Source organism: Paraburkholderia solisilvae (assembly GCF_902859875.1).
Classification (GTDB): Bacteria; Pseudomonadota; Gammaproteobacteria; order Burkholderiales; family Burkholderiaceae; genus Paraburkholderia; species Paraburkholderia solisilvae.
Window position 1 is genome coordinate 1 of record NZ_CADIKF010000031.1, and the last position, 13,923, is coordinate 13,923.

General features: G+C 58.3%; 12 protein-coding genes and 1 pseudogene. 3 read left to right on the forward strand and 10 right to left on the reverse strand.

Annotation, left to right across the window (positions count from 1 at the left end; all coding sequences use genetic code 11):
- Positions 1-75 precede the first annotated feature (75 nt).
- A complete protein-coding gene (locus tag HV675_RS19115; protein WP_377700701.1) occupies positions 76-462 on the reverse strand; it encodes a winged helix-turn-helix transcriptional regulator in 387 nt (128 codons plus the stop codon).
- Positions 463-1,460: 998 nt separating this feature from the next.
- Here HV675_RS19115 and HV675_RS19120 point away from each other — a divergent pair.
- On the forward strand, positions 1,461-2,048 hold the full coding sequence (locus HV675_RS19120) for a VOC family protein (protein ID WP_175112576.1): 588 nt from the start codon (positions 1,461-1,463) through the stop codon (positions 2,046-2,048).
- A 520-nt stretch (positions 2,049-2,568) separates the two neighbouring features.
- Here HV675_RS19120 and HV675_RS19125 read toward each other — a convergent pair.
- The 3 genes from HV675_RS19125 to HV675_RS19135 all read right to left on the reverse strand — a co-directional run bounded on the left by HV675_RS19125 (position 2,569) and on the right by HV675_RS19135 (position 5,495).
- The gene (locus HV675_RS19125; protein ID WP_175112578.1) at positions 2,569-3,081 is read right to left on the reverse strand and encodes a TIR domain-containing protein; all 513 of its coding nucleotides are present in this window, start codon (positions 3,079-3,081) and stop codon (positions 2,569-2,571) included.
- A gap of 7 nt (positions 3,082-3,088) precedes the next feature.
- On the reverse strand, positions 3,089-4,120 hold the full coding sequence (locus tag HV675_RS19130; protein WP_175112580.1) for a YaaC family protein: 1,032 nt from the start codon (positions 4,118-4,120) through the stop codon (positions 3,089-3,091).
- A 556-nt stretch (positions 4,121-4,676) separates the two neighbouring features.
- Positions 4,677-5,495 carry an alpha/beta fold hydrolase gene (locus HV675_RS19135; RefSeq protein ID WP_175112582.1) on the reverse strand — a complete coding sequence of 273 codons (819 nt, stop codon included), beginning with the start codon at positions 5,493-5,495 and terminating at the stop codon, positions 4,677-4,679.
- Between the two features lie 341 nt (positions 5,496-5,836).
- Here HV675_RS19135 and HV675_RS32525 point away from each other — a divergent pair.
- Positions 5,837-6,195 (forward strand): annotated as a pseudogene (locus HV675_RS32525) (LysR family transcriptional regulator); the annotation flags it as partial.
- A 97-nt stretch (positions 6,196-6,292) separates the two neighbouring features.
- Here the strand turns inward: HV675_RS32525 and HV675_RS19145 are convergent.
- The gene (locus tag HV675_RS19145) at positions 6,293-9,487 is read right to left on the reverse strand and encodes a multidrug efflux RND transporter permease subunit (protein WP_175112584.1); all 3,195 of its coding nucleotides are present in this window, start codon (positions 9,485-9,487) and stop codon (positions 6,293-6,295) included.
- A gap of 689 nt (positions 9,488-10,176) precedes the next feature.
- Between HV675_RS19145 and HV675_RS19150 the strand changes: the two genes are divergently transcribed.
- On the forward strand, positions 10,177-10,860 hold the full coding sequence (locus HV675_RS19150) for a hemerythrin domain-containing protein (RefSeq protein WP_175112585.1): 684 nt from the start codon (positions 10,177-10,179) through the stop codon (positions 10,858-10,860).
- Between the two features lie 218 nt (positions 10,861-11,078).
- On the opposite strand, the gene HV675_RS19155 is transcribed toward HV675_RS19150, so the two are convergent.
- From HV675_RS19155 to HV675_RS19175, 5 genes are all read right to left on the reverse strand, one after another.
- Positions 11,079-11,885, reverse strand: a complete 807-nt coding sequence (locus HV675_RS19155) for an L-dopachrome tautomerase-related protein (RefSeq protein ID WP_175112587.1) — start codon at positions 11,883-11,885, stop codon at positions 11,079-11,081.
- A gap of 19 nt (positions 11,886-11,904) precedes the next feature.
- Entirely contained in the window at positions 11,905-12,201 is a 297-nt protein-coding gene (locus HV675_RS19160; protein ID WP_175112589.1) for a hypothetical protein, read from the reverse strand.
- A gap of 333 nt (positions 12,202-12,534) precedes the next feature.
- Positions 12,535-12,945, reverse strand: coding sequence for a VOC family protein (locus HV675_RS19165; RefSeq protein ID WP_175112591.1), 411 nt, complete (start codon positions 12,943-12,945; stop codon positions 12,535-12,537).
- A complete protein-coding gene (locus HV675_RS19170) occupies positions 12,942-13,367 on the reverse strand; it encodes a helix-turn-helix transcriptional regulator (protein ID WP_246270407.1) in 426 nt (141 codons plus the stop codon). Before HV675_RS19170 ends, HV675_RS19165 begins: the two co-directional genes overlap by 4 nt.
- Before the next feature lie 211 nt (positions 13,368-13,578).
- Complete coding sequence (locus HV675_RS19175) at positions 13,579-13,740, reverse strand: DUF1328 family protein (RefSeq protein ID WP_175112594.1); 162 nt, start codon at positions 13,738-13,740, stop codon at positions 13,579-13,581.
- Between the last annotated feature and the right edge of the window lie 183 nt (positions 13,741-13,923).

The window sequence follows — 13,923 nt, forward strand, 5'->3', positions numbered from 1 at the left end:
AACCTCGATTTCCTCCGTGCAACAACGCTCATGTCGAGTCATGGGAGTTCGGCAGGAGCGCGAACGGTCACCCGTCTAAACAGATCCCTCGACCTCGGTCCGTTGATCGAACGCCCTTCTAGCATCTTCGATTTCAGCCAGGTGTATTTGCGCCCACATACCGAGTGCCCGGACGGGCTCGCACAGTGACCGCCCAAGTGCGGTCAATTCGTAATCAACCCGCGGAGGTTTTGTGGGGTAGATGGTACGCGTGACTAAGCCGTCCCGCTCCAGACCGCGCAGCGTGAGCGTCAGCATTCTCTGCGATATCCCGTCCGCCATGCGCTTGATTTCGTTGAAGCGCCTGGAACCGTCCCCGAGGAGGATGACGACCAAAACACTCCACTTGTCGCCGACGCGAGTCAAGATTGTGCTCACTCTCCGACAGTCGTCGTGCGTCGGATGGTGGTATTCACTAGTCACTTCGATGTGCTCCGGTATCAAGAATATGCCTTCCTGCAAAGTTACCAGAGACGATGACGAAGAGAGCCCCGGATAGGGCGTTCATGTGCCGTATGGACGAGGTGCACCTGCCCGCGGCTAAAAACGGCAGCGTGCCCGTCCAGTGTTCCACTTAAAAATCAAAAAACTGTTCGAACGCGAACGGGGCCACCTCTGTTTTCGCAGTTTCTGTATGGCAAGGTACCCGCTCCACTTATCTCCAACGCGCGCCAGGATTTTGCTCACCTTCCGGCAGCTTTCATGCATCGAGGGGTGATGTCTAAGGGCCACTTTTCTGGATCGGACGGAGAGGCTTGAGGGTGCACGTCGATATGCTCCAGTATCAAAAATGTGCCTCCTTGCGGAGGCTCACGATAGTTACTTAAGATGTCCAGGTCGCAACTTGATGCCGATCCTGGAGTCAATGAAGCTTTTGCACATCGACTCCAGCGTCTTGCGGGGAAACTCTGGTAGTCGGCCGATTGTTGCCGCCGTCGTTAGCAGGTTCCGACAGACCGATCCCAACCTTGAATTTACCTATCGCGACTTGGGTGAAGCACTTTTATCGCATCTAACGCCGGTGCAATTGCCGAGTGACCATCCACTTTGTGCGACGGCCCCCTGTGCGGGTACGACGCAGGAAGAATAAGGCGACAAGCGAGGCCACACTGGACGAGTTCCTTGCGACTGACATCGTGGTTTATCTACCTTCAAAATCGCTTGCGCTGGCAAGGTACGTCCGGCCGTTCATCATCTGAGTTGCCTCACTGTTGTTGCGAACCGTGCTCAAACCAGCTCGTATCAGTTGACAAGGTAAATGCGAAGCGCAGTGCAAATCGGTGAAGGTCAGACCTTACAACGTCAATCTATTTGAAGCCGTACGGTCTGCCGACACACACTACGGCGCTTTGTCACGGCTTGGGAGCCTGGCGGGAAAGATCCCATTGGCATGCTCAAACTTTCTACTTAGGAAAACTTAAATGAACTCACCAAAAAAGTTAGCTCATGTTGTCCTCTATTCTGGCCAGGTCCAGGCAATGCGAGACTGGTATTCGAATGTTCTCGGAGCCAGAGTCGTGCACGAAAACCCCGCCATGGCATTTTTGACGTATGACGAAGAGCATCATCGAATCGCGTTCGGAGATCGATCTGCCGTTGCCAAACTGGTGGATGGAATCGATGGACTGGACAAGCTGATCCCAACCGGATCCGAGAATGCAGATGTGAAGACTCCCGAACATCCGAATCGTGGTCTTGCGCACATTGCGTTTGCTTACGATTCGCTCGAATCCTTGCTTGAAAACTATGCGCGCCTGAAGTCGGACGGCATTCTGCCCGTGTACTCGATCAATCACGGTCCGACGACGTCGCTGTATTACGAAGATCCGGATGGTAACCAAATCGAATTGCAGATCGACAACTTTGAAACGATTCAGGAAGGCACGGAGTTTATGGAGTCAGATTCTTTCAGCAAGAACCCCGTTGGCGTGCCGGTTGATCCGGATGAACTGCTCATTCGGCTGCGAAACGGAGAGTCGCAGTCCACCTTGGTAACACCCTGGTGGTGACGCCGAGTGAGAGTGGCGGGCCGCGCGGAGCGGCCTTCAATTTTACGACCCGGTTTAAGTCACCAGAACTCGTGCCACCTCTTTATCGAGTCACCTTGTGGGAAATCTCCGAAACCCGGGCAAAGCGCATTCAGATGCGAGATCGCGTGAGCCGAAAATCAAAGGCGCTTACTCGAGACGCATATTGAAGGACTCGAGCGACATTCCAAGAGTCGTGATTGTCGGCGATTCGGCCCCAGACGTCGACCGTCTCTTGTTAGCCTGTCTCTGCCGAACGTGACAGGCAGAAGTCGACACCACTGCGGCCGTCGACCCAGCGCGACATCCACGGCGGCTTTCAAGGGTACACAGCCGTTCGTTGACACACATAGGGAGACGGGAGTTCGGCCGTAACGGTCATCGAGATCCGGTCGAATGAACGACAGTTATTTGATCGGAAACGCACTGTCGGCGTCGATGTCGGCATCTCATGCCATGGTTAATACCATTTCGGGCAGGCGGCGAGAGCGACAACCTCGGGTCAGCAATATAAGCGCACAGCCTCGACTGCGCCTTGGATTGCTTCAGAAAATGTGTTGTAGGTGACAATTTTGCGTATTGCGGGTAGCCCCAATGCCATGAGTGACACGATTCCCTTGCCAATCTGCAGATCATGGTACTCCCGGTTTGGATTCTGGTATTGCGCCCCCTTCACGCGGTTGATACCGAGATCGCCGACCAGCATGATCACGGGAATGCCTGAGCCCTCAGCGATTTGAAGCTCGATCCCTAAGCCTGTTGACGGAAAGCTTGCATCCGCAATGACCAAATCGGCCTCTTCGACCATGCGACGGTCCCAGTCGTAGCATAGACCTGCTTGATCCGCTTCAGGCTTGGATGCAAGTTGCGGATCGCTATCAACCAAGGCGTATCGTACGTTCTCGATGGCGTCTATTGCCCGTAGTTGCTTGGCGAGCCCGTGAACATAGGTTGTATATTGAGGAAAAACATCTCGGGGAACATGGGTAAGCCCACATGCTATGTAAATCTGCATTTTGTACTCAGTTTGGCAAGCGCACATTCGGGATCATGATTTGGTGACCCGTCATCTCGCTTGCTATCTCGTCAAGGAACTGGGCCGGCGTCATCGCGACAAACTCGCTGAGTAGCCAGTTCTTTTGTCCGTCGAGATAAGACTGTAACTGAGATGGCTTATAGCGGCAGATCTCACTAAGCCGGTGCATCGCCGAGAGTGTCAGGGTGATCGGCATTCGGTTGATTTCATACGATCCGGCAGTCTTTAGATACCAGAGTGTGTGAGCGCCATTGATATAGTGAAACACTCTGCGAAGCGAAGCGTTCAACTGACAAAGTGCATCCAACTCAGCAATTGTAGGCGAGTTTGCCGTCGCCCAAGTTATCGAAGCGACCGACTGAATAGCCGATGTACTCCCCGGGAGAGCTACTACTTCAACAGGGAGACGCCTCCGATAATACGTCCAATCGATGTTGTCGACGAACTCTGCCTGAAGCCGCACTTCACCTGATGCGGGATCACGGAGAAAGGCAGCGGTTTTCAGAGGTATAAAGCGCTCCCTTTTGTTTGCATAACTTAGGCAATAGGTTCTATGGACGCATACCAAATTATAAAGAATGTCCTCCAAGCTGTGACGCGGGGATGGCTCGGTCTCACCGAAATAGGAAATCAGAGCGGGTACAATGCCATGCTGCTTGATCGCAATCCCCTCGTTGCTAAGCATGATTCTGCTATTCGGGCCGCGCATAAGGTGTGCACCGACGCCGTGGTATGGAACGAATGCAATGCCTTTAGCGGCAAGTAGAGCTTTTGCGGCATTCATGAAACAGTAATAGAGCACGAGCGGGGCAGATTCGATCGGCAATCCGCCGGCTGCACGATGAAAGTTTCTCGCTTGGCGCCAATAGTGCAGCGCTTCGTCCTTGTGCTCTCGGCGAAGCCAAAGGTCGACATAGTCGAACGGGTCCAGAGTAAGGACCGTCTTCATGCTAAATTGCGGCTTCTTGACTGCTTTGGCTAAGGTGAGCGCCTTATTTCCGATCGCGATTCGTTCCATGGTCATACGATCACTTTTATATGCAGATAGAGAGAGTGCCCGCTCCAGCACGGCGATTTTGACCGCCGATGCTGCTCCGCAGGGGGTATAACTGTTTGGGGCCTGTGTTTATTTCCACGATGCATGATACCGCGCGCCTTCAGAATCGAGCATTTGCCCGCCAGTGCCGATCGATTCCTGCCTGAAAGTCAAGAAGCTCGACTACTTACGGTATATCTGAGTTATTTCAACTGTAACTTTGAAAGATCGCAGTCGGTCTTGGAGCGGACGTCGGTCGGGCCAGCCGCAACGACCGCTTTGGTCGAAGACCGAGCGTTCGTCCTTTAGAATTGGATGGCCGGTTATGGAGCGGAGCCGACGCTTGAACGTCCGAGCGACGACGCAAGTGAAGGCTGCTTGTGGCCGAACCCGGAAATTGAAATGAGTCGTCGCTCGCCCGGGCGCAACGTCAGCCTCGAATTTCCGCAGCCGACCCTAAGCGGACACGTAGGTCGAGTGGCGCACCCGTGGAGCGCGCCACTCGAATTGCCTGGTTCTGGTTCGGGCTGGCGTCCCGTCAGGATTTGATGAATTCGAGAAGGTCGGGGTTGAGGACGTCCGCGTGGGTGGTCAGCATGCCGTGCGGGAAGCCAGGGTATGTCTTCAGCGCACCGTTCGCGAGCAGGTCGACCGCGCGGGGCACCGAACTGGCGAACGGGACGATCTGGTCGTCTTCGCCATGCATGACCAGTACCGGCACAGTGATCTTCTTCAGGTCTTCGGTGTAGTCCTCCAGCCAGGAGGATACAGTCTCATAGTGGGCCTGGGCGCTGCCGGCCATGCCCTGGCGCCACCAGTTCGCGATCACCGCCTCAGACGGCTTGGCGCCCGGACGATTGAATCCATAGAACGGACCCTCCGGGACTGCCCGGTAAAACTCCGACCGGTTGCCAAGCATGCCTGACTTAACCGCGTCGAACCACTCCCGCGGCTGACCTGCAGGGTTCGCGTCGGTTTTCACCATGTTCGGCGTCAACGAGGCCACCAGCACTGCCTTGGCCACCCGCTCCTGGTGGCGAGCGACGTAGCGGGCCACCTCGCCGCCGCCGGTGGAGTGCCCGATGTGGATCGCGTCGCGGACGCCGAGGTGTTCGGTCAGTGCAGCGAGGTCGGCGACCCAGTGGTCCATGTCGTTGCCGGTGCCGACTTGCTCGGACCGACCGTGCCCACGCCGGTCATGGGCGATCACCCGGTAGCCGTGGTGAAGGAAAAACATCATCTGGGCGTCCCAGTCGTCGGCCGACAGGGGCCAGCCATGGCTGAAGACGATCGGCTGACCGGACCCCCAGTCCTTGTAGAAGATCTTTACGCCGTCCGGAGTGGTGATCGTAGGCATCGCTGTTACCTCCTATAAGAGATTGATTGAAGTGTTGGTGCTCCGCGAGGCATCGAGAATGCTGCCAGCGGCTTCTTTCGAAGTCTTATTTCACAATGCACATCTGAAAACGTATGAGCGGAGCGCACTCCGACAACGCTGCGATGGAATGCCGTGGCAGAACACGATGCTAAGCTTGGAATCTATAGCCATTGCCCTCTCCTTCCAGGATTCGACCGGTTTGACTGCGGTGCTGCCGTCGATGCATCGACGGAAGCTACTGCAAAGATAGGCGTCCCTTTCCCTGAGGACAAAGGTTTTGGAAGACCTTACCTATGCCTTGAAGGCATATCGGAGATCCAATGGAACTTCGACATTTGCGATATTTTGTTGCCGTTGCGGAGGAGGGCAGCCTATTGACGGCCGCTCAGCGGAGACTGCACACGTCGCAGTCGTCGCTGAGCTGGCAGATTCGCGATCTGGAATCCGAAGTCGGTGTGAAGTTGCTGGAGCGCCGGACACGTGGCGTGGCGCTCACCGCCGCTGGGATAGTTTTCCTTGATCACGCGCGCCTGGCGCTGTTGCAAGTTGAAGCGGCGACTGACGGCGCGCGGAACAGCCGGAAAAGCCTGTCTTGTCCATGGGTTTCCTTGCCGGGCAGGAAGTTGTGTGGCTACCCCATGCGCTACGCATCCTCCGGGAGGAGGCGCGGGAGACCGAAGCATCAAATCAGTGAGTCAATGAAAAGCCGCTAGCGGTCATGGTTGCAATCGCGAACGTCGTCAGTTCGCGCCAGCACGCCCGGTTCAACACTTGAATTACAAACGCTCCTTTTCTCCATCGCGCCAAAGCACCATGCGCGTATCGCTATCGTCCGCATATGCGTCCTGCACCTGCCTCGGGCGCCGGCTAGTAACCCGAACCATGCAATAAAACGCCAACGGGGTAAACACCAACCCTAGCAGCGTCGCCGTAATGACGCCGCCGAACACGCTGGTCCCTATCGAATGCCGGCTTTCAGCGCCCGCGCCACTCGACACCATCAGCGGCATCACCCCCAGCAAAAACGCCATCGACGTCATCACGATCGGACGAAACCGCATCGCCGAGGCTTCCACGATCGCCCGCTTCAAAGGGATACCGCGGCCGTGCAGGTCGCGCGCAAATTGCACGATCAGGATGGCATTCTTGGCCGACAGACCGATTACCGTGATGAGCCCCAGTTTGAAATAGATGTCGTTCGATATCCCACGCATCAGCACCGCGGCAACTGCGCCCGCGACGCCCAGCGGAATGACCGTCATGACCGCGAGCGGCACCACCCAGCTTTCGTACAACGCCGCGAGCACCATAAACACCGCAACAAGCGACAAACCGATCAGCAGTGAAGTCTGGCGCGTCGCATTAGTCTCTTCACGCGCCGCATCGACCCAGTCAAAGGCGAACCCACGCGGCAAAGCCGCGGCAAGCCGCTCCATCTCTTTCAGCGCCTCGCCCGACTGATGACCGGACGCCGCCCGCCCGTTGATGTCGAGAGAAGGATACCCATCGTACCGGTTCAGCACGACCGGCCCTTTCGCCCAGCGTAGCGTAGCCAGCGCGGAGAGCGACACCATCGCGCCGGATTGATTGGGCACCGACAAACTGAGCAGATCGTCGGCGCTCATCCGCGACGACGCTTGTCCTGCCACAATCACGCGCCGCATGCGTCCGCCGGCCGGAAAATCGTCGATATAGGACGAGCCGAACGTATCTCCCAGCACGTCCGCGATCCGTTCGAAAGGCACACCGAACGCGTAGGCCTTCGCCCGATCGAAATCGATCGCCACACGCGGCGCATCGGGCAGATCCTCGAAGTGCACCGAGGCAAGCACCGGGTCTGCTTTCGCCTGCGCGGCGAGCCGCTCGCGCGCGCTCGTCAGCGCCGCGCGGCCAAGACCGCCGCGGTCTTCCAGCCGGAATACGAAGCCGTCCGAATGGCCCAGCCCCGGAACCGAAGGGGGCAGCTGCACGTCGACGCGGCCGTCGAGAATCCTGTCGAACTCGCCGCTCAATCTGTCGCGCAACACACGCGCATCGACGTTGCGCTTGTCCCACTCCTTCAACTCGACAAAAGCCATCGCGACATTCTGGCCGCTGCCGGAAAAACTCCAGCCCATCACACTCGTCACATTCGAAATCTCGGGCTGGCGGCTCAGTATCTGCTCGACACGTTTGACGACAGCCAGCGTGCGCGCCTGCGTGGCGCCCGCCGGCAACTGGATCATGACCTGCAACTGGCCTTGATCTTCAGCCGGTAAAAACCCGGCAGGCATGCGCCAATACATCAGCGCACACACCGCCACAAGACCCGCATAAAGCACGAGCATCGGGCCCACCCGCCGCAATATGCGCGAGGTCATCAAGCGGTAATGGCGTGACGCCTGGTCGACGCTTCTCTCGAACTCATCCGCAATGCGGGTCGGCAACGACCGCATCGCTATGGTTGCCGTTGCGCGCCCATGAGCGGCCGGCGTTGCCTTCAACAGGTTCGCGCACAATGCGGGCGTCAACGACAGCGCCATAAACGATGACACCAGCATCGATGCGATCATCGCGATCGCGAACTGTTTGTAGATGCCGCCAACTCCGCCGGGAAAAAATGCCATCGGGACGAACACAGCGGTCAGAACCGCAGCCACCCCGATCAGCGCGCCGCTGATCTGCGCCATCGACTTGCGCGTCGCCGCGCGCGGCGAAAGGCCTTCCTCCGCCATCACGCGATGGACGCTTTCGACCACCACGATCGCATCGTCGACCAGAATGCCGATCGCCAGCACGAGCCCAAGCATCGTAAACGTGTTGATCGACAGCCCGCACGCGTACATCGCGCCAAACGCGCCCATCAACGTGACGGGAATCACGACGGTCGGCACCAGCGCATAGCGCAGATTGCGCAGAAACAGCCACATCACGAAGAACACCAGCACCACCGCTTCGCACAGCGTGATGACGACTTCGTGAATTGCCACATGGACGAAATGCGCATTGTCGAACGGGATCTCGATCGACATGCCCGGTGGCAATTGCTTCGACAGCTCGGCAAGCTTCGCGCGAATCAGTCCGGATGTTTCGAGTGCATTGCCGCGCGGCCCGAGCTGGATGCCCACCGCCGCCGCCGGCTTGCCATTCAGGCGCGACCAGAATGCATAGTTGTCCCGGCCTATTTCGACGCGCGCCACATCCGACAAATGTACGGCGCTGCCTTCGGGTTTGGCCTTCAGCACGATCTGCCCGAACTCGTCAGGCGAAATCAACTGGCCCTTCAGGCTGACCGACGCCGTCAACGGCTGGCCGTCGACCAGTGGCGTATCGCCGATCGTCCCGGCAGTGACAGCGGCGTTCTGTGCGGTGATGGCCGCATTGACGTCGGCGGCGGCAAGACCATACTCGCGCAGCTTCATCGGATCGAGCCAGATACGTAATGCTTCGTCCGCATCCCAAAGCTGCGCGGAACCGACGCCCGGCGTGCGCTTCAATTCACGCATCACGTAGCGGCTCAGATAATCGCTTAATTCAGCGGGATCGCGCGAGCCGTCAGCCGATGTCAACGCGACCAGCATCAGGAACGTGTTGGCCGATTTGAATACATTGATGCCTTGCTGCACGACCTGACTCGGCAGGCGCGTCTCGACCTGCTTGATGCGATTTTGCACATCGACCAGCGCAATGTCCGGGTTGGTGCCCGGCGCGAAGGTCGCGATGATCTCGAGTTCACCGAGACTGTCGCTCGACGTCTCGTAGTAGAGCATACCCTCTGCGCCATCGAGACTCTCCTCGATGATGCTCCCGACGGTTTCATCGACCGTTTCGGTGATCGCGCCCGGATAAGTCGCGTCGATAATGATTCGAGTGGGCGCGAGCCGCGGATACTGGGCGACGGGCAATTGCGGAATCGCCAGCGCACCGGCAAACACAATGGCGAGTGCGACGATCCATGCAAACACGGGGCGATCGATAAAGAAATTAGGCACGCGGAATTCAACTCATCTTTTAGTCATGGCCGCGGTGGTCCGCTGCGACACACATTATTGTTTTTCACCCAGAACGCGATGATGAAGTTGTCAAATCGCAAGTTCAACAGGCTGGACAATAATTTTTCGATTGCGGGTTTTTAATGGATATGTCGTCCGGCCCTGGCAATATGCGTGCGGCATTTTTCGTGCGCTATCCACGGCGATGTCTTGATGCGCCGTGTCGGAACGAAGGCTGCGGAATGTGTTCTGGATGGTTGCATTCACAACGGTTCAGTCGGCCCGGCAGTCCGAGGGCGGGGTCCACGTTCTCGGCGTTTTCATGCGTCTCGATCTGACGCGGACTGTCCACCCGTCAAAACAACGATGACTCATGCGCCAGGCGAAGCGGACGCCCCACGGACGAAGCTCTCCATACACCGTTCACGCGCCGCTACGTTAGTATTTTCTCGATGCTGTAGTGAGCCGATGACGCACGGATTAAGCGGCATTTCACTCCGACCATGCGAGCGTAAGCGCGACTTCAAACAGTTTTCGAGCGGCGAACGGTGGTAACCGAAAAGCCTGACCGAAAACTCAACCGCAAGCGCCGCCACGCTCTCGCGTACCGTTTGCTCCGTATATGCGTCGCATCCCAACACCTTACTTGCGAGGCGCTTGCATAAGCGCTCCCGCAACAGAGCGGAAACATGAGCAGAGAGAAAATACCTGATGGCCCCCTTGCTGACTCCCGAAGCATGCTCGACGTTCATGCGATGTTCAAGGCGGAGTTTCTTCTCGTTCCGGCGCTGATCGCCGGCGTTCCACCGGGTGACCAGCAACGCACCGACGTGGTGGCAGATCACGTTCAGTTCATGTGCGCCATCTTGCATGCGCACCACACGCTCGAAGACGAGTGTTTATGGCCCAAGCTGACGAATCGGGGCGCAGAGGAAGTGGTCAGAATTTCTCATCTGATGGAGGGTCATCACGCAGATATCGCGCGAATCCTCGATCAGTTAAACAATGAGTTACGCGCGTGGCGCGGCAGTGCCGGATCACTACACGGTCCGGCTTTGCTGCAGACGGTCAAGCAGTTGCTTCCGGCGCTGCTCGAACATATGTCCGCTGAGGAATCGCAAGCCTTGCCGGTGATTGAGAAGCACGTCACCGCTGACGAGTGGCAGCAGATGGCCGAGGCCGGAACCCGACATGTCTCGCAGGAAGAGTTCGTCCTGGCCGTGGGCATGATTACCTGCGCGAAGCTTGAAAGCTCGGCACACATGCCCCTGTCTCCTTTCGAACAACAGTCGCTGCAGGTTCTCGTGCCTTATGCCGAGCGGGTGCATGGTCGTGACAATCATGTCGGGATCAAACACTGGCTAGACCGGTGACAACTTGCGGGGAAGCAGCAAAGCTCACCAATCACAAAATGCCTTTTATGATCAAAAAATACTAGTCGAGTTGAGAGCAAGCGCGAGCCTCCGTTGTGGGTCGCCGCCGCATTCTTTGCCAACGTGCCGTGCGCGCGGCTGCGGCCGTTGTCCGGCCCTCGAAGTGGAGCGGCACGCGGCGACCTCCTGCCAGGCCGCCGCCTATCAATGAGATGCGCTTATCCGGGCAGCTTGACCTTGAAAATCGCGAACGGCCCGGAACGGGGCAAATGATTCCTGAACGTCACCTCCCATAAGTGGGAGTCGGCGATGTACAGATAACCCTGGCTGATCGCGAAGCCATCCGCCCACGAGAGCCGCCCGGGCGCGCGCACGAAGAGGCGCGACTTCACTTTGTGCGTGGCGGGATCGATGTCGAGCGCGACGATCGTGCTGTGCTCGAGATCGCCGCCGTAAAGCGTCCCGCGCGAGTCCATGATCAGACCGCCGGTCAATTCGGCCGAGCCGAGATACTGCACCTTGCGCGACAGTTGTGCGGGGCTTAGGCGTGCATCGATCAGCGCGCTGGTCGGCACGCGCCAGTAGTTGTGATCGGTGAGCGGCCGGTAGTAGAGCCATTTGGCATCGGGCGAGAGTGCGATGCCGTCGGCGTGGATGGCGACTATCTTGCCGTCATTCGTTTCCGCGGGTTGACCGTTGATCATCAGATGCTGGCCCGGGTCTGCGAAGGTCGAGCGGTCGCCGACCAGCACTTGACGCGATGTGCCGGTCTTGAGATTCAGCACGACGAGGCTGCCGCGCTTGCCGATATTGGTCAGATACGCGTAACCATGAACGAGGTCGATGCGCACATCGTTTAGCGAGTCGGTGGGGGCGACGATGTCATCGAAGCCATAGCTGCGGATCACCGTGTTATTGCCGAGGTCGAACTCGACCAGCTTGGGCCTGGCGCCCGGGCCCGCCGCGGTCAGCACGGCACGCCCCGAATCGAGTACCCAAAGGTGATCGGCTTTGTCTACCCACATCGCTTGCGGCACTGCCCACTCATGCTCGGTATCCGAGCCGGAGGTGTTCCAGGGACTGATCCGGATACGGGGTCACCGCGCCGTTTTGTGCACTGACTTCGACAAGCTTGTCGCCGGATTGAGCCGCGGGGGCGCTCGCGAAAAGGCGGCCTTCGTGGGACACCGCGACGCCAACGAGTTTGAACGTGTCGAAAGTCTTGACGGTTTCGAGAGGGGGACCGTAGTCGCCTTGCGGCTCGGCCGATTGAACCGGTGAAATACCGGCGGCAATGGTTGCACCTAGCAGTACGACTTTTGCAAGCTTCGCTACCTTCACTTTTATGTCTCCGTTGTTAAAAGGCGTGTTAGTTCAGACTGACGAAGAAAGGCGCAGTTCGCTATCGGAGTTTTTCTCGATCTGGAATTGCGATCAGAAGACATCCTTATAGATCGATGCAATACTCATTGCGGTTGAGACCGGTTCTTGCAACGAAATAACGATTGCTTGCTGAACGAATTCATTTGACGAGATCAATAAACCGTTTTGGATTTATTAGAAAAGCAGGTTGTCCGGTTGACGATGAGATGGCGCTCTCGAGCATGGGGACGACACAAATAAAAACCGCCGACACAAGCCGGCGGCTTTCTTTCGCATATCGCAATCGCGCGCTTACTTGCCTGGCGCCTGAATCATCTTCCAGCCGTTGCCCGCCGGATCGCGGAAACCGGCATCGACGCTGCCGTAGCGGTCCACCGGCTCCTGCGTGAATTCCACGCCGTTCGCTTTCCACTGCTCGTAGCGGGCGCGGCAATCGGCGACTGAAAGGACGAGCGGCGGCATGGCGCCCTTCGCGACCATCGCGCGCAGGGTTTGCGCGGTGGCTTCGTCGTGGATCGGCGGGCCGGGCGTAAACAGCCCGAGCTGGAACGACGGCTGTTCCGGATGCTGGACCGTCAGCCAGCGGTAGGCGCCGTTACGCACATCCGTGTGGACGCGAAATCCGAGTTTGTTCACGTAGAACGCGAGCGCGTCATCCTGATCGTCGACGTACAGGCCCACCACATTGACACCTTGAGTCATGACTCCTCCCGGGTTGATGGCTGGACTGTATCGCCGGCCGTGCGGCGCCGCTTCTCCAAAACTGCGATCGTGAGGTCAGGGCGCTGCGCGGCCTTCAGCACGCAGGCCGGCACGCGATCGACGGGTCCCGCGTTGGCTTGCGCTTCAGCACGCATCGCACCGGGATTGCGGCCGGTGATGTCGCGGAATACGCGGCCGAAGGTGCCGAGGCTTTCCCAGCCGGTCGCGAACGCGATGTCCGTGATGCCGAGTCCGGTGTCGCGCAGCAACGTAACGGCTTGCTCGATGCGCCGCGTCAGCAGGTAGCGATGGGGCGGGATGCCGAACGCCCGCTTGAATGAGCGCGCGAAGTGCGCTTCTGAGACGCCGCTGACGTCGGCCAGTCGTTTGACGGGCCAGGCTTCGTGCGAGGCGGCGTCCATGCGGTCTTTGGCGCGCAACAGGCGGCGCAGCAGAGCGGGGTCCTGCAATGCGTCGGCTTCGCCGTCGATTAGTTCGGCGTGCGGCGCAAGCGTATCGGTGGGGCGGCGGTTTGTGCGGGAGGGCATGCGTTCCGGATGCGGGCTGGCGGTATGCGGGTAGTTTAGGCCTATCGCGCCTACCCGCGATTCCGGCCAGCCCCTGGTCTCGCTGTCAACGTCGCATCAAACCCATGACCAGCGTGACGATGAAAATGACGAGGAAGATAAAGAACAACACCTTCGCGATGCTGGCGGCGCCCGCCGCGATGCCGCCAAACCCGAGCGCGGCGGCAATGATCGCGATGATGAAGAAGACCAGTGCGTAATACAGCATGATGTGACCTCCGTCGATTGGGAGCGCCGTGCGACGACGTGCACGGACGGTGTGGTGGCTGTTGCAAACCTTGTTCCTGATCGGCAATTCGCCCGTTCAGGCGCTATTCGTATGCTATTTCCACGCATTGCGTTTCACGCAGCCCGGGCATAATAGCGATGAGCAATGCGAATAATAAGGGTC